Annotated in this window: 21 protein-coding genes; 7 read left to right on the forward strand and 14 right to left on the reverse strand. The window is 62.1% G+C overall.

Annotated elements, in window-relative coordinates:
• Nucleotides 1-16: 16 nt before the first annotated feature.
• The 4 genes from sufD to AC244_RS04065 form a co-directional block, all read right to left on the reverse strand.
• Entirely contained in the window at nucleotides 17-1,294 is a 1,278-nt protein-coding gene (gene sufD / locus AC244_RS04050; protein WP_053247478.1) for a Fe-S cluster assembly protein SufD, read from the reverse strand.
• A 22-nt stretch (nucleotides 1,295-1,316) separates the two neighbouring features.
• Nucleotides 1,317-2,072 (reverse strand): Fe-S cluster assembly ATPase SufC, encoded by a 756-nt coding sequence (sufC, locus tag AC244_RS04055; protein WP_053247677.1) that lies wholly within the window; start codon nucleotides 2,070-2,072, stop codon nucleotides 1,317-1,319.
• An 82-nt stretch (nucleotides 2,073-2,154) separates the two neighbouring features.
• Nucleotides 2,155-3,624: a Fe-S cluster assembly protein SufB gene (sufB, locus tag AC244_RS04060; protein WP_053247479.1), complete on the reverse strand. Its 1,470-nt coding sequence runs from the start codon at nucleotides 3,622-3,624 to the stop codon at nucleotides 2,155-2,157.
• Nucleotides 3,625-3,776: 152 nt separating this feature from the next.
• Nucleotides 3,777-4,943 (reverse strand): cysteine desulfurase family protein, encoded by a 1,167-nt coding sequence (locus tag AC244_RS04065; RefSeq protein ID WP_053247678.1) that lies wholly within the window; start codon nucleotides 4,941-4,943, stop codon nucleotides 3,777-3,779.
• Nucleotides 4,944-5,167: 224 nt separating this feature from the next.
• On the opposite strand from AC244_RS04065, the gene AC244_RS04070 reads away from it, so the two are divergent.
• A complete protein-coding gene (locus AC244_RS04070; RefSeq protein ID WP_053247480.1) occupies nucleotides 5,168-5,845 on the forward strand; it encodes an alpha/beta hydrolase in 678 nt (225 codons plus the stop codon).
• Between the two features lie 18 nt (nucleotides 5,846-5,863).
• On the opposite strand, the gene AC244_RS04075 is transcribed toward AC244_RS04070, so the two are convergent.
• Both AC244_RS04075 and AC244_RS04080 read right to left on the reverse strand, forming a co-directional pair.
• Nucleotides 5,864-7,063: a sensor domain-containing diguanylate cyclase gene (locus AC244_RS04075; RefSeq protein WP_053247481.1), complete on the reverse strand. Its 1,200-nt coding sequence runs from the start codon at nucleotides 7,061-7,063 to the stop codon at nucleotides 5,864-5,866.
• 138 nt (nucleotides 7,064-7,201) lie between these two features.
• Entirely contained in the window at nucleotides 7,202-8,338 is a 1,137-nt protein-coding gene (locus tag AC244_RS04080; protein WP_053247482.1) for an anhydro-N-acetylmuramic acid kinase, read from the reverse strand.
• Nucleotides 8,339-8,462: 124 nt separating this feature from the next.
• Here AC244_RS04080 and tyrS point away from each other — a divergent pair, with 124 nt between their 5' ends.
• The gene (gene tyrS / locus AC244_RS04085) at nucleotides 8,463-9,716 is read left to right on the forward strand and encodes a tyrosine--tRNA ligase (RefSeq protein ID WP_053247483.1); all 1,254 of its coding nucleotides are present in this window, start codon (nucleotides 8,463-8,465) and stop codon (nucleotides 9,714-9,716) included.
• 153 nt (nucleotides 9,717-9,869) lie between these two features.
• On the opposite strand, the gene AC244_RS04090 is transcribed toward tyrS, so the two are convergent.
• Nucleotides 9,870-13,265: a DUF3971 domain-containing protein gene (locus AC244_RS04090; RefSeq protein WP_053247484.1), complete on the reverse strand. Its 3,396-nt coding sequence runs from the start codon at nucleotides 13,263-13,265 to the stop codon at nucleotides 9,870-9,872.
• A 324-nt stretch (nucleotides 13,266-13,589) separates the two neighbouring features.
• Here AC244_RS04090 and AC244_RS04095 point away from each other — a divergent pair, with 324 nt between their 5' ends.
• The 5 genes from AC244_RS04095 to AC244_RS04115 all read left to right on the forward strand — a co-directional run bounded on the left by AC244_RS04095 (nucleotide 13,590) and on the right by AC244_RS04115 (nucleotide 18,482).
• Nucleotides 13,590-14,057 (forward strand): peroxiredoxin, encoded by a 468-nt coding sequence (locus AC244_RS04095; RefSeq protein ID WP_053247485.1) that lies wholly within the window; start codon nucleotides 13,590-13,592, stop codon nucleotides 14,055-14,057.
• A gap of 21 nt (nucleotides 14,058-14,078) precedes the next feature.
• Nucleotides 14,079-14,909, forward strand: coding sequence for a ferritin-like domain-containing protein (locus AC244_RS04100; protein ID WP_053247679.1), 831 nt, complete (start codon nucleotides 14,079-14,081; stop codon nucleotides 14,907-14,909).
• 88 nt (nucleotides 14,910-14,997) lie between these two features.
• Nucleotides 14,998-16,329: a M23 family metallopeptidase gene (locus AC244_RS04105; protein WP_053247486.1), complete on the forward strand. Its 1,332-nt coding sequence runs from the start codon at nucleotides 14,998-15,000 to the stop codon at nucleotides 16,327-16,329.
• Nucleotides 16,330-16,527: 198 nt separating this feature from the next.
• Entirely contained in the window at nucleotides 16,528-18,036 is a 1,509-nt protein-coding gene (locus AC244_RS04110; protein WP_053247487.1) for a DEAD/DEAH box helicase, read from the forward strand.
• An 8-nt stretch (nucleotides 18,037-18,044) separates the two neighbouring features.
• Nucleotides 18,045-18,482, forward strand: coding sequence for an NUDIX hydrolase (locus AC244_RS04115; RefSeq protein WP_053247488.1), 438 nt, complete (start codon nucleotides 18,045-18,047; stop codon nucleotides 18,480-18,482).
• Nucleotides 18,483-18,521: 39 nt separating this feature from the next.
• Here AC244_RS04115 and AC244_RS04120 read toward each other — a convergent pair whose 3' ends face one another.
• The 7 genes from AC244_RS04120 to AC244_RS04150 form a co-directional block, all read right to left on the reverse strand.
• Nucleotides 18,522-18,839, reverse strand: coding sequence for a TfoX/Sxy family protein (locus tag AC244_RS04120; protein WP_053247489.1), 318 nt, complete (start codon nucleotides 18,837-18,839; stop codon nucleotides 18,522-18,524).
• A 4-nt stretch (nucleotides 18,840-18,843) separates the two neighbouring features.
• Nucleotides 18,844-20,460, reverse strand: coding sequence for an NTP transferase domain-containing protein (locus AC244_RS04125; RefSeq protein ID WP_053247490.1), 1,617 nt, complete (start codon nucleotides 20,458-20,460; stop codon nucleotides 18,844-18,846).
• Nucleotides 20,457-21,164: an XdhC family protein gene (locus tag AC244_RS04130; protein WP_053247491.1), complete on the reverse strand. Its 708-nt coding sequence runs from the start codon at nucleotides 21,162-21,164 to the stop codon at nucleotides 20,457-20,459. The genes AC244_RS04125 and AC244_RS04130 overlap by 4 nt, the downstream gene beginning before the upstream one ends.
• 3 nt (nucleotides 21,165-21,167) lie before the next feature.
• On the reverse strand, nucleotides 21,168-21,500 hold the full coding sequence (locus tag AC244_RS04135; protein ID WP_053247492.1) for an XdhC family protein: 333 nt from the start codon (nucleotides 21,498-21,500) through the stop codon (nucleotides 21,168-21,170).
• A gap of 1 nt (nucleotide 21,501) precedes the next feature.
• Complete coding sequence (locus AC244_RS04140) at nucleotides 21,502-22,791, reverse strand: vWA domain-containing protein (protein WP_152975828.1); 1,290 nt, start codon at nucleotides 22,789-22,791, stop codon at nucleotides 21,502-21,504.
• Between the two features lie 2 nt (nucleotides 22,792-22,793).
• Nucleotides 22,794-23,720, reverse strand: a complete 927-nt coding sequence (locus AC244_RS04145; RefSeq protein ID WP_053247493.1) for an AAA family ATPase — start codon at nucleotides 23,718-23,720, stop codon at nucleotides 22,794-22,796.
• Between the two features lie 122 nt (nucleotides 23,721-23,842).
• Nucleotides 23,843-24,292, reverse strand: coding sequence for a flavin reductase family protein (locus tag AC244_RS04150; RefSeq protein ID WP_082366717.1), 450 nt, complete (start codon nucleotides 24,290-24,292; stop codon nucleotides 23,843-23,845).
• Nucleotides 24,293-24,479 lie beyond the last annotated feature (187 nt).

Raw genomic sequence — 24,479 nt, forward strand, 5'->3', positions numbered from 1 at the left:
CCAATCAGTGTGCCTGTCAGGCGTGCTTGTCGAGCCAGGTCGAGATCACGCCTTCCAGAGCTTCAACGAGCGGCTCGTCTTCCAGTTCTTCGACGATTTCGGCGACGAAGGCATTGACGAGCATCGCCCGCGCCTTGTTTTCCGGAATGCCGCGCGCCAGCATGTAGAAGAGTTGCGTGTGGTCGATGTCGGTAACCGTCGCGCCGTGACCGCACTGCACGTCGTCGGCAAAGATCTCCAGCTCGGGCTTGGACGAAAGGTCGGCATCGTCCGAAAGAAGCAGCGTGTTGCACGCCATCCGCGCGTCGGTCTTCTGCGCGTCCTTGGCCACCAGGATCTTGCCCTGGAACACGCCCTTGGCGCGATCGAACACGACGTTGCGGATGATTTCCGTCGATGTGGTGTGCGGCACGTTGTGGCCAAGCGTGAAGGTTACGTCCGTGTGGCTTTCGCCGCCGAGCAGGTTGATGCCGCGCAGTTTGAAGTCGGCGCCTTCGCCGCTCGTCTTGCCGTGGATCTCCTGGCGCACCAGCTTGCCGCCGGCATTGATGACGAAAAGATACAGCTTGGCGTCCTTGGCGAGATCGAAGCGGATCTGGCCGAGATGCGTGTCGGCGACCCCCTGCTGCTGCAGAATGATCCAGATGATATCGGCGCCTTCGCCAACCGTCACGTCGTTGACCGTTGAGACCAGGCTCTCGCCGGCATCGGTCGACAGATGGCGCTCGATCACGGTCGCCTTGGTGCCGGCACCGAAGGAAACCGGGAAGCGCGTATGCGCCTGGCCCATGCTCTGCACCAGCTGGATTTCAAGCGGATCTTCCAACTCGGTACCGTCTGCGATCGTAAGTTCCAGACCGCCGCGCACAAGGCCGCCATTGATGCGGCCGATCGCGTCGTCCGAGCCGAGCACGGCAAGGCCGGCGGCGGCAGAACCGTCGAGCAGGCTGTCAGTATAGGAACGGATCGTCACGCCCTCAGGCGCGTTACCCTTGAGGTCGGCATGGCCGTTGCGCACCGAAAGCACGGTCGAGCCGGCGACAAGTGCCTCGACGCGATCGGCGAACGCCGTCGGATCGGCGGCAGGCACCGCCCGCAGCAGTGTGCGAAGGTCCGTATAGTGCCAGGATTCGACGCGGCGCGTCGGCAGGCCGGCCGTCCGCAGTTCGTGCACCAAGGTGTCACGAACCGACAGCACCGAGCCGTCGCCCGGCAGATCGCCGATCTGCGCAGTATAGGCATCGACGAGCGCCGTTTCGGCTGCCGTCATCTTGATTGCCTGTTGCATATTCATTCGAACACTCCTTCAACAGGCTCTAGGCCGCGGCCTCGATGAGGTCCGCATAGCCGTTGGCTTCGAGTTCGTGTGCAAGCGTCTTGTCGCCCGACTTGATGACCTGTCCCTTGTAGAGCACGTGCACGGTGTCCGGAATGATGTAGTCGAGCAGGCGCTGGTAGTGGGTGATGACGATCACGGCGCGGTCGGGCGAACGCAGCGCGTTGACGCCGTCGGCAACGATCTTCAACGCATCGATGTCAAGACCGGAGTCGGTTTCGTCGAGTACGCACAGCTTCGGCTCGAGCAGAGCCATCTGCAGGATCTCGGCGCGCTTCTTTTCACCGCCGGAGAAGCCGACATTCACCGGACGGCGCAGCATTTCCGGCGCGATCTTCAGCTCGGCGGCGGCCGCCTTGACGCGACGCATGAATTCCGGCGTCGTCAGCTCGTCTTCGCCGCGATACTTGCGCTGCTCATTCATCGCCACCTTCAGGAACTGCATCGTGGCAACACCAGGGATTTCGACGGGATACTGGAAGGCAAGGAAGATGCCCATGGCTGCGCGCTCCGAAGCATCGAGCTCCAGAATGCTCTCGCCGTTATAGAGGATGTCGCCTTCGGTGACTTCGTAGTCTTCGCGACCCGAGAGGATATAGGACAGCGTCGATTTGCCGGAGCCGTTCGGGCCCATGATGGCGGCAACTTCGCCGGCCTTCACGGTCAGGTCCAGGCCACGGATGATTTCGGTGCCGTCTTCGGCGATGCGTGCGTGCAGGTTCTTGATTTCAAGCATTTCTATCGTCCTCTTGGGAAACGAACGTTTGTTCGCGCGCAAAAAGCTGATGCGCGCCATTCAATATTCAGTTCAGGGCGCCTCAGCCGACTGAGCCTTCCAGCGAGATGCCGATCAGCTTCTGCGCTTCGACCGCGAATTCCATCGGCAGTTCCTGGATGACTTCCTTGACGAAGCCGCTGACGATCAGGGCGATCGCCGCTTCTTGCGGAATGCCGCGCTGCAAGCAGTAGAACAGCTGGTCCTCGGAGATCTTCGAGGTCGTCGCTTCGTGCTCGAACTGCGCCGTCGAGTTCTTCGCCTCGATATAGGGCACGGTATGAGCGCCGCACTTGTCGCCGATCAAAAGCGAGTCGCACTGGGTGAAGTTGCGGGCATTCTCCGCCTTGCGGTGGGCCGAAACCTGGCCGCGATAGGTGTTTTCCGAAACGCCGGCAGCAATGCCCTTGGAGATGATGCGGCTCGACGTGTTCTTGCCGAGGTGGATCATCTTGGTGCCGCTGTCGATCTGCTGGTGACCGTTCGATACGGCGATCGAGTAGAACTCGCCGCGCGAACCGTCGCCGCGCAGGATGCAGGACGGGTACTTCCAGGTGATCGCCGAACCGGTTTCCACCTGGGTCCAGGAGATCTTGGAGTTCTTGCCGCGGCAATCGCCACGCTTGGTGACGAAGTTGTAGATGCCGCCCTTGCCCTGCTTGTCGCCGGGGTACCAGTTCTGGACCGTCGAATACTTGATCTCGGCTTCATCGAGCGCGACGAGTTCGACCACAGCCGCATGCAACTGGTTTTCGTCGCGCTGCGGCGCCGTGCAGCCTTCGAGGTAGGAAACGTAGGCGCTCTCTTCGGCGATGATCAGGGTGCGTTCGAACTGACCGGTGTTCTTCTCGTTGATACGGAAGTAGGTCGACAGTTCCATCGGGCAGCGAACGCCCTTCGGCACGTAGACGAACGACCCATCGGTGAAGACGGCGGAGTTGAGCGTCGCATAGTAGTTGTCGGTCGGCGGAACGACGGAGCCGAGATACTTCTTGACGAGATCGGGATGCTCGCGGATCGCCTCGGAGATCGACATGAAGATCACGCCGGCCTTCTTCAGCTCTTCCTTGAAGGTCGTCACAACCGAAACGCTGTCGAACACGGCGTCGACTGCGATCCTCGACTTCTGCACGCCGGCAAGGATTTCCTGTTCCTTCAGCGGAATGCCGAGTTTTTCGTAGACCTTCAGGATCTCCGGATCAACTTCGTCGAGCGACTTCGGCCCCGTCGTGCCCTTCGGCGCGGCGTAGTAATAGATGTCGTTGAAGTCGATCTTCGGATAGCTGACGCGCGCCCAGCTCGGCTCGTCCATCGTCAGCCAACGGCGATAGGCCGCCAGGCGCCACTCGAGCATCCATTCCGGTTCGCTCTTCTTGGCCGAGATGAAACGAATGATGTCTTCGGAAAGACCCTTCGGCGCCTTCTCGACTTCGATGGTCGTTTCAAATCCGTATTTGTACTGGTCCACGTCGATCTGACGGACCCGATCAATGGTCTCCTGCACGGCAGGCATGTCGTTCTCCAATCTTTCCGGATCCAAGGTCCGGTAGCTTGTCAACACGATGCGAACTTGTCGCACCGCTTATGTAATGGCTAAAAGGCGCTTTTCACCCCGTTTGCCAAGCGGAAAATTGCTTTTCCGCAATTTCGTTCAATCGCACGTCCTCATGCGGCCTGTCCCGTTGCGCGGCGCCTTGCGGCAACCTTGGCGAACACCGCCGCGCAACGCTCGATCTCCGCTTCCGTGGTGGCCGGGCCGATCGAGATGCGGAGTGCCCCCTGGCGCGGGTCATAGCCCATGGCCGTCAGCACGTGGCTCTGGCCGACCTTGCCGGACGAGCAGGCCGAGCCTGCCGAAAGTGCCACGCCTTCAAGATCGAAGGCGATCTGTCCCGTTTCCGCCTTCATGCCAGGAAGCGTGAAGAAGCTGGTGTTGCCAACGCGCGAAACGTCGCGGCCGTGGATGACCACATCCGGCGCCGAGACCTGCATCTCCTGTTCCAGCCGGTCGCGAAGTGCCGCCACCGATGTCATTCGCTCCGTGAGATTATCGGCAGCCTTACGTGCCGCCGCGGCAAAGCCTGCAAGTGCGACCGCATTCTCCGTACCGGACCGATGGCCTTTTTCCTGGCCGCCGCCCCTGATCAATGGTGTCGGCATCATGATCTCTCCACGGGCGACAAGCGCGCCAGCCCCCTTTGGGCCGCCGATCTTGTGCGAGGAGATGATCAGAAAATCCGCTCCCAACGCTTCGATTGAAAGCGGCAGCCGTCCGGCGGCCTGCACCGCGTCGACGACGAGAATGCCGCCATGGCCTCGAACGATCTCCGCAATCTCGGCAACAGGTTGAACGATGCCGGTTTCGTTGTTGACCAGCATCACCGCCACCATCGGCAACCCGCTTTCGCGGTCATGTGCATCCAGGAGTTCGCGCAGCGCCTCCAGATCGACGATGCCGGCGGCGGTCACCGGGACTTCCGAAACGTTCTCGCGCGCAAACCGCCCACCTTCGCGCACCGCCGGATGCTCGATAGCAGACGCATAGAGCCGGCCGATCTTAAGCGGTGTCCGGCCCATGCGGAAATCGGGCGTCAGCACCATGTTGGCGGCTTCGGTCGCACCGCTCGTAAAGATCACGCTTGCCGCCTTGGCGCCGCAAAGGGCGGCCACGTCGCGGCGGGCATTTTCGATCAGTGTGCGGATCGTCCGGCCCTCGCCGTGGACCGAGGAAGGGTTGCCGACCAGGTCGAGCGCAGACAGGCACGCGTCGCGCGCTTCGGCAAGAAGCGGCGCCGTGGCGTTCCAGTCCATATAGATGCGCGAACTCGACATAATTTCCTTCGCTAGAACAAGTGGCTCATCGCCGACAACCACCGACGGTGCATTTTCCTTGAATTTTCCGCACCGCTTGCCTTATGAGACGAAGCACACGGCGGAATGCCCGCACAGAAGTTTTGAACGGTTCTAAACTAGGTTTTAGAAAAGCTGAGTGCTTTCGTCAAGACTCATCGCGATCCGAAACCAAGATTCGAACCAGGAACACCCCCGGAGAGCCAATGCCCGAAATTATCTTCAACGGACCTGCCGGCCGCCTCGAAGGCCGCTATCAGCCTTCGAAGCAGAAGAGCGCCCCGATCGCCATCATCCTACACCCGCACCCGCAGTTCGGTGGCACGATGAACAACCAGATCGTCTACCAGCTCTTCTACATGTTCCAGAAGCGCGGCTTTACGACACTGCGTTTCAACTTCCGGGGTATCGGCCGCAGTCAGGGCGAGTTCGATCACGGCGCCGGCGAACTGTCGGATGCCGCATCGGCGCTCGACTGGGTGCAGAGCCTGCATCCCGATTCGAAGAGCTGCTGGGTTGCCGGTTATTCCTTCGGCGCCTGGATCGGCATGCAGCTCCTGATGCGCCGTCCGGAAATCGAAGGCTTCATGGCCGTCGCTCCGCAGCCGAACACCTACGACTTCTCGTTCCTGGCGCCCTGCCCGTCTTCCGGCCTGATCATCAATGGTGATTCGGACAAGGTGGCGCCCGAGAAGGACGTGAACGGACTTGTCGAAAAGCTGAAGGCACAGAAGGGTATTCTCATCACCCACAAGATCGTGCCGGGAGCCAACCACTTCTTCAACGGCCAGGTCGAAGGCTTGATGGCGGAATGCGAGGATTATCTCGACCGTCGCCTCAACGGCGAACTGACGCCGGAGCCAGCTGCCAAGCGCATCCGCTGATGCCGATGAGGGCGGCTCTCAAGGCCGCCCGATCCATTGTGGGACCGTTGGGTTGACCACATTCTGCGGCACCTCGGCGCATTCCACGCGGTTGCGCCCGTTTTCCTTTGCTGCATAGAGAGCCTTGTCCGCCCGCTGCATCGCCTGCTCGAGCGGTTCGCCCTTGGCAATGGCCGCCACACCGAAGCTTGCCGTCACCCTCGCCTGCTCCGCAAGGCCGTCGATCCTCTGCGACATCATCGCAGCGCGCATTCCGTGCGCCACCACCCGCGCCTCCTCCAGGTCGGTGGACGGCAGGAACACCGCAAATTCTTCGCCGCCAAGACGACCGGCAACCGCGCGGTTGGGCATGACATCCTTCAGGACCCGGGCAAACCGACGGATCACCTCGTCACCGGTGTGATGACCGTAGCTGTCGTTCACCAGTTTGAAACGGTCGAGGTCGGCCAGAATCAAGGTGCCCGGCAGGCGACCTTCGCGCAGTTGGAACATGGGGATGACGCGTTCGGTGAAGCCGCGCCTGTTGTAGAGCCCGGAAAGCAGGTCGATTTCCGAGCGTGCATGCGCGTCGTCGACGATCTCCTTAACCATGACGCCGAGCATGGCCAGGCCGGTGCTGACGATCAGCATCGCGCCAAGCGCCTGGGAAATCAGGGCGAACGGGCTCGATACATAATCCTGAGCTGTTGCCCCGGAGCCGGCTGCGACAGCGGCATAGACTTTCAGGAGATAGTAGCCAGAGGTCAGTACCAGCAGCCAGAGCAGGATCCAATCTGCCGCCGAGCGCCGCTCGGAGCGCATGACGACTGATGCCGACCACGCCTGAATGACGAAGAACGGCAACTGGTAGAGGGCCGCGTGCTGCAGCGTTCCTCTAGGCAGGTCGTAGATGGCCAGGTCGAGCGCCACTGAAGCCAGGAAGAACGCGACAAGCATCTGCCAGTTGGCCGGCACGCGATAGAACAGACCGAGGCCGAAGCGCAACAAACAGAAACCGGCGAGCACGCTCGCAAATGCACTGATGGCAAAAAGGCGCGGAAAGGATGTAAACGGCACGATCGTTTCGAACACCGCGGCGAGCGACGCAACGGCAAACCCGCCCGCGCAATAGAGCGCTGCGCGTCTGGACCTGCTCTTCGCGGCTATCACAAGAAATGCTGCAGTGAATATCTGGGCGATGATGAAGTTCACTGCCAGCAGAGAAATCGCACCACCCATCGACTGAACCCGAATTGTCTATTGCTACGGCGAGGCCGCTTGGTGCCGCCTCATGTGACAGCGCCGGACGATACTATCGGCGGCGGGCGAAAATTTGATTAATCGGTCAAAGGGAATCGCGGCCGCCGGTGCCGGTCGTCATCTCGCGGTACCCGATGCGTATTTTCCACCGGTCAGCGGTTGGCGCACGCCGGTTGTGCCTGGATAGGTCAGGGGTAGCCCTCGGTGCGACCGTACCGCAAGATAGGCCCAGGCCTCGGCTTCCATCGAATCGCCGTTGAAGCCGATCGCCTCGGCCGCAAGCACGTCTGCACCATAGGCCTTCGCATGGGATGCCAGATCCCGCATGATCACCGGATTGAGCCTACCGCCGCCGCAAACGATGTAGGTCCGGGGTGTTGTTGGCAGGTGACCTGCCGATTTGACGATCGCGGCCGCCGTCACATAGGCGAGCGTGCGCGCACCGTCTTCGAGATTGGCGTCTTTTCCCTGTGGCGGCGCGAAATCGTTACGATCGAGCGAACGGCGCTTTTCGGTCGAGAAGAAGGGATTGAGCAGATAGCGTTCGGCAAGATCCGGCAGCACACTGCCTTCGCTGGCGATCATGCCGCCCTGGTCAAAGGGAATGCCGGCATGTGCCTCCACCCACTGATCGATCAGCGTGTTGCCGGGCCCACTGTCATAGGCAACCAGTCCGTCGTCCGATCCGATGAACGTCAGATTTGAGATGCCGCCGATGTTGACGAAGACGACCGGCGCAACCAGTTCGCCATTCGCCGCGGCGCTACGGGCGAGCGCTGCATGATAGGCTGGAATGAGCGGTGCGCCCTGGCCGCCGTGCTCCATGTCGTTGGCGCGCATGTCATAGACGACATCGATGCCCGTTTCACGGGCGAGCAGCGCCCCGTCGCCGATCTGCACGGTCAAGCCGTCGTCAGGCCGGTGAAGCACCGTCTGTCCGTGAAAGCCAAGGAGATCAACACTTTCGCGCAAGATATTGTTATACTGGAGAAAGGTTCGGACCGCCTCGGAATGCCTGAGCGTCAGTTCCCGTTCGAGATCGGCCAGGATGCCTGGCCGTTGCTCGCGGCTTGCGATCGACTTTGCGTCTTCCAGACCCTGCTTCAGCCGGTCGCGGAAGCAGGCCCCGTAGGCATAGCCGGCCGAAGGCCCCCGCTCGACAATCGCGTCGCCGTCGGTGCGCAGCAGCGCCACGTCGATCCCGTCCATGCTCGTCCCGCTCATCAAGCCGATCGCGGTCATGATCTTGCCCATGCATTCCTCCAAGGCGTTGCCTGTCTACATAGCAAAAACATCGGCCAAGCAAAGACGTGCACTTTTGCCCAAACAGTGCTAAACGCCGCGCGCAGACGTTCTACCCAGCCGAAAGACACAGGTCATGTCCGAGTTCAAGTCCGATTTCCTCCACACCCTCAGCGAGCGCGGTTTCATTCATCAGAGTTCGGATGACGCCGGCCTCGACCAGTTGTTCCGGACGGAGACCGTGACTGCCTATATCGGCTTTGACCCGACGGCGCCGAGCCTTCACGCCGGCGGCCTCATTCAGATCATGATGCTGCACTGGCTGCAGGCGACCGGTCACCGGCCGATCTCGCTGATGGGCGGCGGCACCGGCATGGTTGGCGACCCCTCCTTCAAGGACGAGGCGCGCCAGCTGATGACGCCGGCGACGATCGACGCCAACATTGCCAGCATCAAGACGGTGTTTTCGAACTACCTCACCTACGGCGACGGCCCCAAGGACGCGCTGATGATCAACAACGCCGACTGGCTGCTTGGCATCAACTACCTTGAATTCCTGCGCGACGTCGGCCGCCACTTCTCGGTCAACCGCATGCTGTCGTTCGACAGTGTCAAGACGCGGCTTGACCGCGAGCAATCGCTGTCGTTCCTCGAATTCAACTACATGATCCTCCAGGCCTACGATTTCGTCGAACTGCACAAGCGCACCGGCTGCCGGCTGCAGATGGGCGGCTCCGACCAGTGGGGCAATATCGTCAACGGTATCGACCTTGGCCACCGCATGGGAACGACACAGCTCTACGCCCTCACCTCACCGCTCTTGACGACGTCGTCGGGCGCGAAGATGGGCAAGTCGGTCAACGGCGCCATCTGGCTGAACCCGGACATGCTGTCGGCCTACGACTTCTGGCAGTACTGGCGCAACACCGAGGATGCCGACGTTTCGCGGTTCCTCAAGCTCTACACGACTCTGCCGATGGCGGAGATCGCGCGGCTTTCGCAGCTCGGCGGCTCGGAGATCAACGAGGTCAAGAAGATCCTTGCAACCGAGATCACCGCCATGCTGCACGGCCGCGCCGCTGCCGAGCAGGCGGCAGAGACGGCCCGCAAGACCTTCGAGGAAGGTGCTGTCTCGGAAAACCTGCCGTCGGTCGATGTGCCAGCATCGGAGCTCGAGGCCGGCATCGGCCTGCTGACGCTTATCGTGCGCGCAGGACTTGCCTCATCGAACGGCGAAGCCCGCCGTCACGTTCAGGGCGGTGCCGTGCGCATCAATGACGAGGCCGTCAGCGACGAACGCCGCCTGATCGGTAGTGGCGATGTGACTTCGGATGGCATCGTCAAGCTGTCGCTCGGCAAGAAGAAGCACATTCTGGTTCGCCCGGCCTAAAGCATGTCGCGCAAAAGTGTGCAGCGGTTTTGCGATAACGACATGCGAAAAACAGGAGCGTAAAGCGCAATAAGCGAATCCTAGAGATCGCGACGCGCTTTAAGCCGAGCGTCAATCAGACCATGTCGAAGGCCGGCCATTGCGCCGGCCTTTTTATTGAAACTCGAAAATGCTGCGGAAGACGCCGGGCGCGATGATCGAAAGCGGATTGATCGTCAGCTTCGGCTGGTTGAACGGGCCATTGAGCTTGAAGGTGATGCCGAGCAGGCCGCGGTCACGGCCATTGCCAAGCAGGACGCCGATCAACGGCAGCTCCCCAAAAATCCGGTTCAAGCCGTAGGCGGGCATGAAGGTGCCCGTCATGTCCATGATGCCGTTGCCGTCGCGCACGGTTCCCTGGAAGGTCGCGCCGACATCGGTCCCCCTGAGGACGCCGCCGTCGACCCGAATGGCGCTGCGATCAAGCGCAAGCTGGGCAAAGCCGCGTTCGAAGCGTGCCGTGCTGACGTCGATATCACGGCGGACCGCCTGATTGAGGCTTCGTCCGTCCTGTCCCGCCGGCGTCGACACCATCGACTGCAGGCGTTGTTCGCCGACGAGCGAGAACTTGCGGATGTCGATCGAGCCGCGCCAGGACCGGCCGCCGCGATCACGCAGCTTCAGGTTCATGAGACCGCCGCGCATGTTGCTGTAGATATCTGCAAAGCGGGCAAGCGAACCGGCGTCGCCAGTGGTCAGTTCAAGCGTGTTGTCGGCGCCCGATTTGGCCAGCCGCGCCACCACCGCCTGGCCGCTGCCGGTCACCGCCGACAGATTGATGTCTTCGATCTGTCGGCCCCGTTCTGAATACACCAGGTTCACATTCGACAGCACTTCGCCGTTGAAGCCGGCGACGCGACCGAGTTGGCCCTGGATGGTAATGTCGTCACCGCTGCCGCCGTTACCGTTCGCGCCGCTCTTCATCTGAGCAAGGATCGGACGGATGTCGGCGGCAGCGCCACTCAGCGTCACGACATGGACGCCCTTGCGGCGAGCGATGGCGACGTTGAAATCGTCACCCTGCGCCAGACGGACATTGGTGAGCTTTGCGCCGACCACGCCGGCGCCATCGACCTGCAGGCTGCCCCGTGCGCCGAAACCATCGCCGGCGATCGCAAAGTCCTTGATGGTTGTCACGCTGTCGCTGATGTCGGATGTGAAGCGCACCTCGGCGGGTATGCCTGCGCCTTTGTTCCAGCCGATCCAGGGCAGCGAGAGTTTGGCCCTGGTCAAATCGACGGTCACGTGCTGAACATCAGCCTCGTCGATCACCAGGTCTACGTCCATCGGGCCAAAGATGATCTTCGACAGGCCGGGTGTCAGCTTCTCCCGAGCTGCTTCATCGAGCGTCCCGCTGATTTCGCGTTTGCGCTTGACCTTCGATTTGCTGTCGACCGGTTCCGTGAGCGCGATCTTGACCTTTGCGCCTTCAACAACCGCATCGGCATCGAGAACCGCTTGCTCGTTGTCGATACGGAATGTGCCAGAAAGATTGGAGACGTCACGACCGGCGATCGGGCGCGTGACAGTGACGTCATCGAGCTGCATTTCCACCTGCCAGAGCGGCGGTGGCGGGTGCTGGTCGGTGACAAGGCCGAATCGGGCGCCGACCTGTGCCGTCAGTGGACCGGTAAAGTCGCCCGGCACGAACGGTGTCTTTTGCAGTGCCTGGATCGGCTTGTAGGTGACGAGTTCGGCGATCGCGTCTGCCTCACCGCCAACTTCGATCTTCATCTCGGCGATCAGCGGCTTGGTGTAGACGTCAGGAATGATGAAGTCGCCACCGTTGAGTGCGACGGATCGACCGGAGGGGAAATAGGCCGCCCCCTGCTTTACGCCCACTTCCATGCGCTGGCCGCTCAGCTTGAACGTGCCCGACGTGTCGCGCAGCGGTGGTATCTCGCCGGCAATGTTGATCCGCGTGTCGTCGATGTTGAACGTGATGTTCAATTCTTTCTCGCCGAGCTTCAACTCGCCTTCGTTCTCGGCTATCCGCCCCTCCGCCACCGAAACCTCAATGCGCGCATCGGTGACCGCGCCGCCGAAGAGATTGCCGATCGCCCAGCGGCGGGCGCCCTTGGCGAGCCACCAGGGCCAAAGCTGCTTGACGGCTGTCGGCTCCATGCGATCGCTGATCGCGGCAAAGCTCACCTGCGGCGAAGTCTTGCCGAAGGCGACCGAAAGCGAGCCGAACATCGAACCGAGCGGGCTCGAAACGGCAAGCTGATCGAAGATCAGGCGGTGGCGCGCGTCGGAGGTGAAGCGGCCGGTCGCCTTCGCGTCGAAGATCAAAGGGCGCTCCGCAATGTCCTCCGGCGCGGAGCTGGCATTCTTGAACAGGAGATCGATGGCAAAACCCTGATCGGTTGCGCCGGCTGTTCTGTCGAGATCCTTCACCGCGCCGGTAAACGGGAAGATCGAGCGACCGATGTTGACGGTCGACGGCAGGATCTCGACGGAAGCACGCTCGAAGTCATAGGCGATATCCATCTGGGACGGATTGATCGTCGAAATCAATCCGCCGGCATGGAACGCGCCTTCCGATGTCTTGACCGCGACGCGAAGGTCAGGCTTGGCACCTTCAGCGGCGCGCGTTGCCGTGAGCGTCAATCCCGCCGTGGCGTCGATGCCGAAGGCGGCCTCCTTGCCGAAGGGGCCGTGGTAGAAGAAGGGTTTCAACGGAACGTTCGAGATTGCCGCTTCGAAGCCGGACATATGACCCTTTGCACCAAGAGCGTTGGCGCTCAGATCGACATCGACTCCATCGACCGTGACGCTGCCTTTGACGTGCATGGAGCCATCGGCATCACGATTGAACTCTAGTTCCTTTGCATCGACCGGCACGACGCTGTCACGCGCACCAGCGACAGTGAAGGAGAAATTGGAAAGCAAGACCGTCTGGTCGCCACGCCCTGCCGCCATCTGCGACATGCGATCGACATGGGCAAAAAGCTGCTCCAGCGCGTCGCCCACATCAGCGATCTTGATCTTCGTCAGGTCGATCGGCTCGCCGCGCGGCAGGAGGCCGGTGTCGAAATCGCCGCCTTCGGCTTCAAGGCGTGAAACCGCAATCCGGCCCGTCAGCAGCGCGAGAGGGTCGAGGGCAATGGATATCGAACTCAACTTTGCGACGGGCTGGCCGGATGCGGTTTCGCTCAGCGCCACTTCCCGCGCCTTCAGCGCCAAGGCACCGTTTGAGGTCATTCGGACGACGGTGCTGCCGACCTCGGCGCGATAGGCGCCGCCGAGTGCCGCGTTCAGCGCCGTGCGCGCTCGCGCGTTGAGTGTGCTATCGATAGCCCCGCTCTCGACGCCGGCGATCAGGCTGGCTGCAATGATGAAGGCAAGCAGAGAGCCGCAAACCGCAATCTTGCTGAGAAAACGCAGGATCCCGCGTTTGTGTGGCGCATGCACGATGACGGGTTCGTGTGCCTGCGCTGAGGGCAACGCATGCAACGCGACGATGTCTTTCTTGCGAAAGCCGACTTTTTCGCCGCGGATCTCACTCATCGGCGCGGACGCCCTCCGGTTCAGTACGGGAAAGCCCGCCTCTCCCGTCGATGCATCATGCGGCAACGGGTCGACGGATCATTTTCACCGTCACGTAGACCACATCTGGCCGGACGGTGTCATCACGTCTTACCGACCATGCTGTGGAAAGCATTCACACATCCGCGGGTTTCGCGTGTGTGAATGCTGGGCAAAGGGTCCTATCGACGTTACCCGTCCGGAACCTGTCAAATCTAGCACAAATCCGCTGGACGGAGGTCGCCGATTCTCGGTATGCCCTAGCCGGCGATTGTCCGCAAAACTTGGCGCAAGGAAGGTTTATTCATGGCAGGCCTTACTCCCGGAGAACTCGCTCCCGACTTCACGCTTCCCCGTGACGGCGGCGGCACGATCTCACTTTCGGCCCTGCGCGGGCGCCCGGTCGTGTTGTTCTTCTACCCGAAGGACGACACCAAAAGTTGCACGCTGGAGGCGATCTCCTTCACCGAGCTTGCCCCGGAATTTGCCGTAGCCGGCGTCGAGCTGATCGGGCTCTCGCCCGATTCGGTGAAACGTCACGACCGCTTCGCCAAGAAGTACGACCTCGCGGTGACCCTTGCTGCCGATGAGGAGAAATCCGTGGTCAACGCCTACGGCCTCTGGGTGGAAAAGAGCCTTTATGGCCGCAAGTATATGGGCGTTGAACGCACCACCTTCCTCATTGCCGCCGACGGCCGGATCGCGCGCGTCTGGGAAAAGGTCAAGGTCAACGGCCACGCCAATGAAGTGCTCGAGGCCGCCAGGGCGCTCTGAGTGAAAAACGAAGAGACCGAGATGACGACGCTTCCCACGTTCCACAGCCTGCGCGGCGCTGCCGTCGAGGCGATCAGCGCTGCGGATCTCGCCGCCAAGACCGAACTGGCGCAGGAAGCCGCCCGGCGCTGGCAGCGCCGCACCCTGTCGCTGCGTTCGCCGCTCGACCGACCCGTTCCGCTTCGGCCGGGACGGCCGGAAAAACCTGTTCTGACGCCGCCCACCCAGGCAAAGAAACGCTCGCTCGGCTCGCTCAAGGGCCGGATCGCGCTGCTGCATTCGATCGCCCATATCGAACTCAATGCCGTCGACCTCGCGCTCGATATCGTCGCGCGCTTCGCGTCCGAATCAGTACCGAACTCGTTTTTCGATGGATGGATGAAGGTTGCATTCGAGGAGGCCAAGCACTTCCGCATGGTTCGCCAGCGCCTGAACGACCTTGGCGCCGACTATGGCGACCTGCCTGCCCATGACGGACTTTGGCAGGCCGCCCACGATACCCGTAACGACCTGACCGCCAGGCTTGCCGTCGTCCCGCTGATCCTGGAGGCGCGCGGGCTCGACGTGACACCGGCCCTGCAGGCGCGCATGCGCGAGACTGGAGACTTCGAGACCGCCGCGGTGCTCGACGTCATCTACGAGGACGAGAAAGGCCATGTGGCGGTCGGTGCCAAATGGTTCCGCTTCCTCTGCGCGCGGGAAAGGAAGGATCCGGCGGCGACCTTCCAGCAGCTTGTCCGCGCCAACTTTCGCGGTCCGCTCAAGGCACCGTTCAACGACATTGCCCGGGCGGAAGCCGGACTAACTCCTTCCTTCTACCGCTCGATGACCGCGTCGACCAACCTCTCGTAGCGCGAGCACTCAACCAAATATTAACCCTAACGAAGTGTAATGCCCGTCAAGCAATGCGAGACAATTCGCAGATGGCGGGAGTGGTGGAGTGTCTGAACGTTCGGCAAATCGCACCTTCGGAAAGCGCGCGCAGAATCACGTCCTGATCCTGGCGAGCGGCGACAAGGTTCGCCATATGACCGTGCGTCCATGGATGGCGGCCCTTGCCGTTTCCGCAGCCGGCGTCTTCAGCATCGGTTATCTCGCCGCCACATCCTACCTCGTTCTTCGCGACGACCTGATCGGGGGAACGATCGCCCGTCAGGCACGCATGCAGCACGAATACGAAGACCGAATCACCGCGTTGCGGGCCCAGGTCGATCGCGTGACGAGCCGGCAGTTGCTTGATCAGCAGGTGGTCGAAGAGAAGGTCGAAAAACTGCTTCAGCAACAGCAGGCGCTTTCCTCTCGCAACGGCAAACTTGGTGCGCTGATCGAACGGGCGGAAAATTCGGGCCTGTCGACCGATTTCACTCCGCCGGCAGAGGCTGAACCCCTCGCCTACGAAAAACGTGCCGACGCCACCGGCGGCGTGCGGGCGATCGAAAAGCTGATGGGGCTGAGCCGCGCGCAGGGTGCCGCACCCGCCCGGGTTGCGGCGCTTGCCTATGCCCGGCCCGCGGCCGGCGAAAGCACCTCAGACCGCGCCGATAGGCTCTTTTCGAAAGTGACGCTCTCGCTGAAGGACGTAGAGCGCGATCAGATGGAACGGCTTGAGCAGCTGATGGATGGGGCAGCAAAGACGTCTGAGGCGATCCGCAAGATCGTCGGTCGCACAGGCGTTGTCCTTCCGGAAAATGACGTCGCCGATCTGGCGCCCTCCGATGAAACCACCGGTTCCACCGATACGGCAATCGGCGGCCCGTTTGTCGAGCCCGTGAATGACGACGGCTTCGGCCGGTCGCTTGCCGCGCTCGACTCGGCCCTTGTCGAGCTTGAGCAGACCCGGGCTCAGGTCCGCGAACTGCCATTCGGAAACCCGTCGCCGGCAAGCGATATCACCAGCGACTTCGGCAACAGGCTCGATCCCTTTCTCGGACGGTTGGCGCTGCACGCCGGCATCGACTTTCGTGCCACGGTCGGCACCCGCATCCGTGCAGCGGCTCCGGGCACCGTCACCAATGCCGGCCTGACGGGTGGCTATGGAAACATGGTCGAGATCGATCATGGCAACGGCGTTGCCAGCCGCTACGCCCATCTCTCGACGGTTTTGGTCAAGGTCGGTGACAGGATCAAGGCCGGTGACGTCGTTGCCAAGTCCGGCAACACTGGTCGTTCGACAGGTCCTCATTTGCACTATGAGATCCGGCTGAACGGTCAGGCGGTCGATCCCATGCGGTTTCTCAACGCCGGCAGCAAGCTCGCCAGCTATATGAAATGAGCGTCCCGTCGGTGCGTTCGGTCGGCGCTACTTGACAAGAAACACAACAGATTCGTTGCCGTTCACCTTTTCCTGCTTCAACGTGCTGGATTTCTTGACTTTCGACGGCATTCGGCTTAAGAGCCCGGCCACGCGGTGGTGTGTTTTCCACCGATCGAGCAGTGTTCTTATCGAACCGGAACGGAAACAGATTTCCCTTTGACCAATTTTGCTGACCTTGGCCTTAGCCAAAAAGTTCTCTCCGCAGTTACCGATGCGGGCTACACAATCCCGACCCCGATCCAGGCTGGTGCCATTCCCCCGGCACTCCAGCGCCGCGATATTCTCGGCATCGCGCAGACGGGAACAGGCAAGACGGCCTCTTTCGTGTTGCCGATGCTGACCCTGCTCGAAAAGGGTCGTGCACGTGCGCGCATGCCGCGCACGCTGATTCTGGAGCCGACGCGTGAACTGGCTGCCCAGGTCGCTGAGAACTTCGACAAGTACGGCAAGAACCACAAGCTCAACATCGCGCTTCTGATCGGCGGCGTCTCGTTCGACGAACAGGATCGCAAGCTGGAGCGCGGCGCCGATGTGCTGATCTGCACGCCCGGCCGCCTGCTCGACCATTTCGAGCGCGGCAAGCTCTTGATGAGCGGCGTCGAGATCCTGGTCATCGACGAAGCTGACCGCATGCTCGACATGGGCTTCATTCCTGATATCGAGCGCATCGCCAAGATGATCCCGTTCACGCGCCAGACGCTGTTCTTCTCGGCAACCATGCCGCCGGAGATCCAGAAGCTTGCCGACCGCTTCCTGCAGAACCCGGAACGGGTCGAAGTTGCCCGCCCGGCGTCCACGGCCCAGACTGTGACGCAGCGCTTCGTTGCGACGCACGCGAAGGATTATGAAAAGCGTGCTGTGCTGCGTGACCTGATCCGCGCCCAGGACGAGCTGAAGAACGCCATCATCTTCTGCAATCGCAAGAAGGATGTCGCCGACCTCTTCCGGTCGCTCGAGCGTCATGGCTTCTCGGTCGGCGCTTTGCATGGCGACATGGATCAGCGCTCGCGCATGGCCATGCTTGCCGGCTTCAAGGATAACAATATCACACTGCTCGTTGCATCCGATGTTGCTGCCCGCGGCCTCGACATTCCCGATGTCAGTCATGTCTTTAACTTCGACGTACCGATCCACGCGGAGGACTATGTTCACCGCATCGGCCGCACCGGCCGTGCCGGCCGCTCCGGCGCGTCGTTCACGCTGGTGACCAAGCGCGACACGAAGTTCTCCGACGCCATCGAGAAGCTGATCGGCCAGAAGGTCGAATGGCTGAACGGCGATCTCTCGAACCTTCCCGAGCCGATGGAAAGCCACGACACCGGTCGCCGTGACCGCGGTCGCGACGGTCGCAAGGACCGTAAAAAAGATGGGGACCGTGCACCGCGAGGCCGTTCCGATCACAAAACAGATACGGTTCGTGCCGATAGTGAGGCCGAAATCGAAGCAGTCGTCGAAAGGGTAGAATCGGTGAAACCGGCACGCAACGCAGAGACAAAGCAGAGCAACGGCCACCGTCCGGAACGCCCGGTCCGCGCGGCAAACCCTGCGAATGACGACAACCGCGACCGCCGCAATCGCCACCGTCGCGACCACGACGACGGCCCGACGCCCGTCGGTTTCGGTGACGAAATCCCCGCATTCATGCTGATCGCCGGCAAGGCCTGATCCAACCCATGGGTCGGCCAGGCATCGACTTTCCGGGCTTCGGCTGCGGACTAGCGATCATGCGCGACGGCAAGCTGTTGTTGTGCAAGCGTCTGAAGGCGCCTGAGGCCGGCCACTGGAACATTGTGGGCGGCAAGGTCGACCACATGGAGCGCAGCGAACTTGCTGCGCGCCGTGAGGCGGAAGAGGAAAGCGGTCTGTCGATCCGTTCGATCCGCTTTCTCTGCCTCAGCGAACAACTGATCGAAGCGGATCGTCAGCACTGGATCTCGATGATCTACGTCACCGACGAGTTTTCGGGCGAACCGCAACTGACCGAACCGGACAAGCTGTCCGACATCGGCTGGTACGATCTCGATGCCCTGCCCCAGCCGCTTTCGCGCTTTGCCGCCGATGCCGTCCGTGCCATCCGGGCGCAGACAAGGTCGCTGGTCAGCGCCAACTAAACCTCGTTTGTCGATTGAGCCAGATATCCTTAAGCCAGTCTATTTCTTGGCCCGCAACGCGGCCTCATAGGCAAGCCTGACCCATCGCGCCATTTCATCCGGATCATCGTACGCCTCTTCCGGGATGCTCCAGTAGGGCATCCTCACCGGTTTTCCCTTGCCGTCATAGGCCCATTGCCGGGATCCGGCCGCCTCGAAGGCTGGGCCCGTCTTGTCGTCGCCCTTCAGTAGAATTTCGCCGTCGACTTCAAGCGCGAAGATAATGCCTTCGAAATAGATGCCCTTGCCGCCGAACATGCGTTTGATGGTCACCGGCCCGAGCGTTTCGAACATCTCTTCGATTGCGGCATTGTCCACGCGTTCACTCCTCCAGAATTCCGCCGGCAGCGATGATCTGCTCCGGCGTGTCGAGGTCAAGGCGCGCAGCAGCGCCCAGCTCGACGTCGATCACCGGCAATCCACATCTCTCGACGATGTGCCTTGCCCCAACATCGCCAAGCAACTGGCCGACGGCGGCAAATGTCTGTCGCGGCAGGATAACCGGGTTGCCGCGCTGTCCGCCGGCCGTGGCTCGGATCACTGCACCCCCGCCTTCCGCAGTAAATGTATCGACGAGCCGGCGCAGGTCGGCCGCCGTTACATCAGGCATGTCGGCCAGCATCACCAGCATGCCGCCGGCCCGCGGATCGAGTGCCGAAAGCCCGGATGTCAACGACGATGCCATGCCGGACAGATAATCGGGGTTGGAGACGAGCGTCACCGGCAGGCCGCCGAGTGCCGCGCGGATCTCCGCCTCCCGGTGACCGGTGACGACGATCACCCGGCCGATATCGGCTGCAAGCGCGCTGACGACGGTGCGGCGGATGAGCGGCACGCCATCGAAGGTCGCCAGTAGCTTGTGTCCGCCTTCCGGGCCCATCCGACTGGCACGGCCAGCGGCCAGCACAACGGTTTCAACCGGCCGCAAGGCCATCGGCGCAGCAGGTTCGCGCGGCTGCGGACGGGTTGGTATCTCTTTCAAGAGGCCGCCGACGCCGAGCCCCGTAATGTCATGCGGGCTGGGCCATTCGCCGGCGAGAATGCGGTCGAGCACCCAGTCGAAGCCGTTTTCGCGCGGGCTGCGCGCGCAGCCCGGTGCTCCGATTACCGGCACCTTACCGACGCGGCCGAGCACGATGAGATTGCCGGGATCGACCGGCATGCCGACATGATCGACAACGCCGCCCGCACGGCGGATGGCGGCCGGAATGACATCGTCCGAATCGGCAACCGCCGAGGCACCAAAGACGATGATGAGGTCGTGGTCGGCCTTCAAATCGCCGATTGCCGCAGCCACGGCGTCTTCCATATGGGCGACGCGCCGCTCGGTCGTCAGCTGGCTTGCGGATTGCCGCAGGCGCGCGGCCAGCACCGCATGGGTCTTGTCCATGACCTGGCGCTTCAATGATGGCAACTCGGTTGCTATCAGCGCGGCATTGCGTGCGGCGAAGGGTTTGACCTCGAAGGCAGTATGAGTACGCAACAGCGTTTCGGCCTGCTCTACCAGTGAACCTGCCAATGCAAGAGGTATGATCTTGATGGTTGCCACCATGTCGCCGGGCCGGACCGACACATGGTCTGCAAGGCAGGCGAGCGTGATGGCTGGGTCGATGCGGTTCAGGCGGTCGATGGTTTCGCGGCTGGCGACGAACAGCCCGTGTACCCGGGAATAGATGTTCACGCGGCCGGTTGCCGCTGCCGAGAACCGCAGATGGTCAGGCGCGATCGCCGCGGCGATCCGCGCCGCCGCTTCATCCTCGAGCAGATCGCCCCGATCCGGTTGGGCGACGATCATCTCGGCGATCCCTGCCTGCGCAAGTGCCGCAATATCGGCTGAGGTCAGGAGGTGCCCCTTTGGCAATCGCAGATCGCCGGCCTTGACCGCATGCGCAAGCACAGCGCCTTCGGCTTCTGAGAGCTTGAGGGCACCAAATCTCATCGACGCTCCTCGCTGCCGTACATGATGTCCCGACGCCGCAGCGCTTCGATGATTTCGGCGAGGATCGCAACGGCGATCTCCGCCGGGCTCGCCGCGCCGATGTCTAGCCCGATAGGCGCCTTGATCCGCGCGATCGCGTCATCGGCAAGCCCGAGGCGCCGCAGTCGTTCGACGCGGCTTGCATGGGTCTTTCTGCTGCCAAGCGCACCGACATAGAAACAGCCGGCGGCAAGGGCCGCCCGGATCGGTTCGTCATCGATCTTTGGATCGTGTGTGACGGCGACCAGGGCCGTGAACCGATCGAGCGGCCTGACCTTCAGAGCGTCCTCCGGCCATTCCGCTATCAGCTCGACGCCGGCAAAGCGTTCGGCCGTCGCGAAGGCGGTGCGCGGATCGACGACGGTGAGGTCGAAGCCTGTGCTGGGCGCCATACGCGCAAGCGCCTGGGAGATATGGACGGCGCCGACAACGAGGATACGCGGCGGTGGCAGGTAGACATTGAGAAAGAAGGACCGCCCAGCCGCCACGATTATTCCGGCCTTGCCGGAGCGAAGTGCTGCTGCCATCGCGTCAACCCATTCGTCCGGACAGCGTTCGCCTTCGACGCAAAGATGGCCCTGGCCGGTCTCAAGATCGGTGAAGACGACAGCCGCTCGTCTCCCAGCTCGCGCCGCATTTAATGCCTGAAGGGTTGCGATATCCATGGTTCAGCCGCCAATCCGCTCGACAAGCACCCGGATCCGGCCACCACAGGAAAGTCCGACGCGCCATGCCGTCTCGTCGGCAACGCCGAATTCAAGAATCCTCGGCTTTCCCGTATCAAGGATATCGGCCGCTTCGCTGATGACTGCACCCTCGACACATCCGCCGGAAACGGAACCTTCGAAATTGCCGGCACCGTCGATCACCAAGTGGCTGCCGACCGGCCGCGGCGCAGATCCCCAGGTTTCGATCACCGTTGCAATCGCAACCCGGCGCCCTTCGCCGACCCAGGCTTCGGCGACGGCGAGCGGATCGAGGATGTCGATTGATGCCTGCATGTTACCACCTCCCAGCGCGGCCTCCCAGCATTGCTCGATGCTCGTTCATGAACCGTCGAGGGTCGGCCTCCCCCGACCGTTGACCCGACAGCGATTTGACCAGCGCGCCCACGGACTCAAGATTGTGCACGGCCCGGAATTCGTCAACATGCGGAAGCATCGCTTTGACGCCGCGGGCCCGCGCCTCGAAGCCGTCGAACCGCAACAGCGGATTGAGCCAGATCAGCCGGCGGCACGAGCGGTGCAGGCGATCGATCTCCTGCTCCAGTTCTACCGTATCGTCGCGCTCGAGCCCATCGGTGATCAGAAGGACGATGGCACCCTGCCCCAGCACGCGCCGCGACCAGCGTCGGTTGAACTCATGCAGGGTTTCGCCGATGCGTGTGCCGCCGGACCAGTCCTTGACCGCGGAGATGCATTCGTCGAGCGCGACATCAGGGTCGCGGTTTCGCATCGGCCGCGAAACATTCGTCAGCCGCGTGCCGAAGAGGAAGGTGTGAACGCGCTGGCGCTTTTCGCTCAGGGCATGGAGAAAATGCAGGAAGATGCGGGTGTACTGGCTCATCGACCCGGAAATATCCGCAAGCACGACCAGCGGCGGATGAACGAGGCGCCGTTCGCGAAAGCGCGGCAAGATCAGTTCGCCGCCGAACCGCATGGCGTCGCGCATCGTTGCGCGCGGATCGATCCGGATCTGGCGCGCAGAAGCGCGGTAGCGGCGGGGCCCCCCCCCGCCGCGCGGCCGCACCAACGACGACAGCGCCCCCCTCGCCTCAGTGATTTCAGCGGCCGTCATCTGGGCGAAATCGGCCTTGCGGAAAAGCTCCCTGCCCGAGACGGTATAACGTGCGTCGACCTCGATCTCGGGTTCGTCTCGCGGCGGGCGGGCATCGTCGTGGCCAGACATCAGCGCATCGCTGACCCGCGTCTCGCCGGCTCGACGGCGCTGGCGCTCGCTCTCGCGTTCCGGTGCGAGCGGAGACATCATCGCGATCATCTTCTCGACGAGGCCGCGTGAACGCCAGAACAGACGAAAGGCCTCGTCAAAGACTGCCTGGTCCCCGTGGCGCTTGACGAAGACGCACTGAAGTGCCGCGTAGAACTCGTCGCGCCTGCCGATGCCGATCAGGGTGACTGCGCCGATGGCGTCGGCTATCGCTCCAGGGCCGACCTTCATCCCGGCGCGTCGCAAGGCACGGGCAAAGAAAACGATGTTGTCGGCCAGCTTTCCGTCGCCGGGCGGCATCGGCGGGAGAAGCGCACCATCAGGCGGATGTTCTCCCGGTTCCATCGTCAGCCCGCCGCCAGCAATTCGGCCTTGACCTCGGCGAGCAGCTTGCGCCCCTCGGCTCCGTCGATCCGGGCGATGTCGTCCTGGTATTTTAGGAGAGTGCCCAGCGTATCGGCGATCGTCTCGGGGTCGAGAGCAAGCCGGTCGAGCTCTGTCAGGGCCGTCGCCCAGTCGATCGTCTCGGCAACGCCCGGGTTCTTGAAAAGATCGATCGTGCGGAGCCGCTGCACATAGGCGATGATTTCGCGCGACAAGGCTGCGTTGCAGCCCGGAACTTTTCGACGGATGATCTCGAGCTCCTGCGCTGCCCGGGGATAATCGACCCAATGATAGAGGCAACGCCGCTTCAGCGCGTCATGGATCTCCCGTGTCCGGTTGGTGGTGATGATGACGATAGGCGGCTCAGTGGCCCGGATGGTGCCGAGTTCCGGAATGGTGACCTGGAAATCCGACAGGACCTCGAGCAGAAACGCTTCGAAGGCTTCGTCGGTGCGGTCGAGTTCGTCGATCAGGAACACCGGTGCCCGTCCGCTCTCAGCGGAAATCGCCTGAAGCACCGGGCGTCGAATGAGAAATCGTTCGGAGAAGATGTCGCTTTCGACCTTGCGTCGGTCGACCGTGCCGGCCGCTTCCGACAATCGGATCTCCAGCATCTGAGCAGGGTAGTTCCACTCATAGACGGCAGAGGCGACGTCGAGCCCCTCGTAGCACTGCAGGCGGATCAAAGGCCGATCGAGCGCACGGGCCAGCACCTTGGCGATCTCGGTCTTGCCGACACCGGCCTCGCCTTCGAGAAAGAGCGGGCGTTTCATCCGGAGCGCGAGAAACAGCACCGTCGCAAGCGCGGTGCCGGCGAGATAATCCTGTGCCTCCAGCATCGCCATCGTTTCATCGATGGATTGGGGCAATGTGCCTGTCGCCGGCGCCATGCATCCTCCGCCACGGCCAGTTTCAGTCATTCGTCACTATGGCTAATATAAACGCTTTATATCAGCTACTTGCAGGCTCTTTCTCACGTTCTCAGAGAGAACAGATCGCCCCTCCTGAAAACCTACAGCGAGTGATATCCGCGGTCTACATAAATGAGCGGCGGGCGCGACGGACCAAGCGCAACGTCCACGACCTCGCCGAACAGCACGATATGGGTTGCTATGGTCTTGACCTCGATCAGCCGGCAATCGAAAGCGGCGGTTGCATCAACGAGGATCGGCGAACCAGTTGCCAGCTGCGTCCATTGGCCGAGCGCAAAGCGGCGATCCATGTCGAGTTGGTCCCGGCCGGAAAAGGCGTGGGCAAGCGCACGGTGTTCGTCGCCGAGCAGGTTCAGCGCAAAGCTGTCTCCCCGCACGAAAATGTCATTGCGCGGGTTTGCTCCGTTCAGGCAGACGAGAACGGTGGGGGGACTGTCGGAAACCGAGCAGGAGGCGGTAACCGTGACTCCACGTCGCTCGCCGCCATTGGCGGCCGTGATGATCTGCACATGGCCAGCCAGACGGCTCATCGCGTCGCGATAACTTATCGGGTCCAGTCGGGTTCTCTCCAACACATCTCTCTCCGGGCGATGTCAGGCACATATAGCCGCTGGCGGAAAATATGAAACCCGCCTGCCGGAGAATCTTGCAGATCCGCGACATGGCCATGGCGCGGATCGGATGCCCATTGTTTCCACGTGCATCTTTTCCTTTGAC

Source organism: Ensifer adhaerens (genome assembly GCF_001270265.1).
Lineage (GTDB): Bacteria > Pseudomonadota > Alphaproteobacteria > Rhizobiales > Rhizobiaceae > Ensifer > Ensifer adhaerens_B.

Coding starts and splice junctions, on each gene's coding strand:
- sufD (WP_053247478.1), bottom strand. CDS start 1,294: ATGAATATGCAACAGGCAATCAAGATGACGGCAGCCGAAACGGCGCTC.
- sufC (WP_053247677.1), bottom strand. CDS start 2,072: ATGCTTGAAATCAAGAACCTGCACGCACGCATCGCCGAAGACGGCACC.
- sufB (WP_053247479.1), bottom strand. CDS start 3,624: ATGCCTGCCGTGCAGGAGACCATTGATCGGGTCCGTCAGATCGACGTG.
- AC244_RS04065 (WP_053247678.1), bottom strand. CDS start 4,943: ATGTCGAGTTCGCGCATCTATATGGACTGGAACGCCACGGCGCCGCTT.
- AC244_RS04070 (WP_053247480.1), top strand. CDS start 5,168: ATGCCCGAAATTATCTTCAACGGACCTGCCGGCCGCCTCGAAGGCCGC.
- AC244_RS04075 (WP_053247481.1), bottom strand. CDS start 7,063: ATGGGTGGTGCGATTTCTCTGCTGGCAGTGAACTTCATCATCGCCCAG.
- AC244_RS04080 (WP_053247482.1), bottom strand. CDS start 8,338: ATGGGCAAGATCATGACCGCGATCGGCTTGATGAGCGGGACGAGCATG.
- tyrS (WP_053247483.1), top strand. CDS start 8,463: ATGTCCGAGTTCAAGTCCGATTTCCTCCACACCCTCAGCGAGCGCGGT.
- AC244_RS04090 (WP_053247484.1), bottom strand. CDS start 13,265: ATGAGTGAGATCCGCGGCGAAAAAGTCGGCTTTCGCAAGAAAGACATC.
- AC244_RS04095 (WP_053247485.1), top strand. CDS start 13,590: ATGGCAGGCCTTACTCCCGGAGAACTCGCTCCCGACTTCACGCTTCCC.
- AC244_RS04100 (WP_053247679.1), top strand. CDS start 14,079: ATGACGACGCTTCCCACGTTCCACAGCCTGCGCGGCGCTGCCGTCGAG.
- AC244_RS04115 (WP_053247488.1), top strand. CDS start 18,045: ATGGGTCGGCCAGGCATCGACTTTCCGGGCTTCGGCTGCGGACTAGCG.
- AC244_RS04125 (WP_053247490.1), bottom strand. CDS start 20,460: ATGAGATTTGGTGCCCTCAAGCTCTCAGAAGCCGAAGGCGCTGTGCTT.
- AC244_RS04130 (WP_053247491.1), bottom strand. CDS start 21,164: ATGGATATCGCAACCCTTCAGGCATTAAATGCGGCGCGAGCTGGGAGA.
- AC244_RS04135 (WP_053247492.1), bottom strand. CDS start 21,500: ATGCAGGCATCAATCGACATCCTCGATCCGCTCGCCGTCGCCGAAGCC.
- AC244_RS04140 (WP_152975828.1), bottom strand. CDS start 22,791: ATGGAACCGGGAGAACATCCGCCTGATGGTGCGCTTCTCCCGCCGATG.
- AC244_RS04145 (WP_053247493.1), bottom strand. CDS start 23,720: ATGGCGCCGGCGACAGGCACATTGCCCCAATCCATCGATGAAACGATG.
- AC244_RS04150 (WP_082366717.1), bottom strand. CDS start 24,292: ATGAGCCGTCTGGCTGGCCATGTGCAGATCATCACGGCCGCCAATGGC.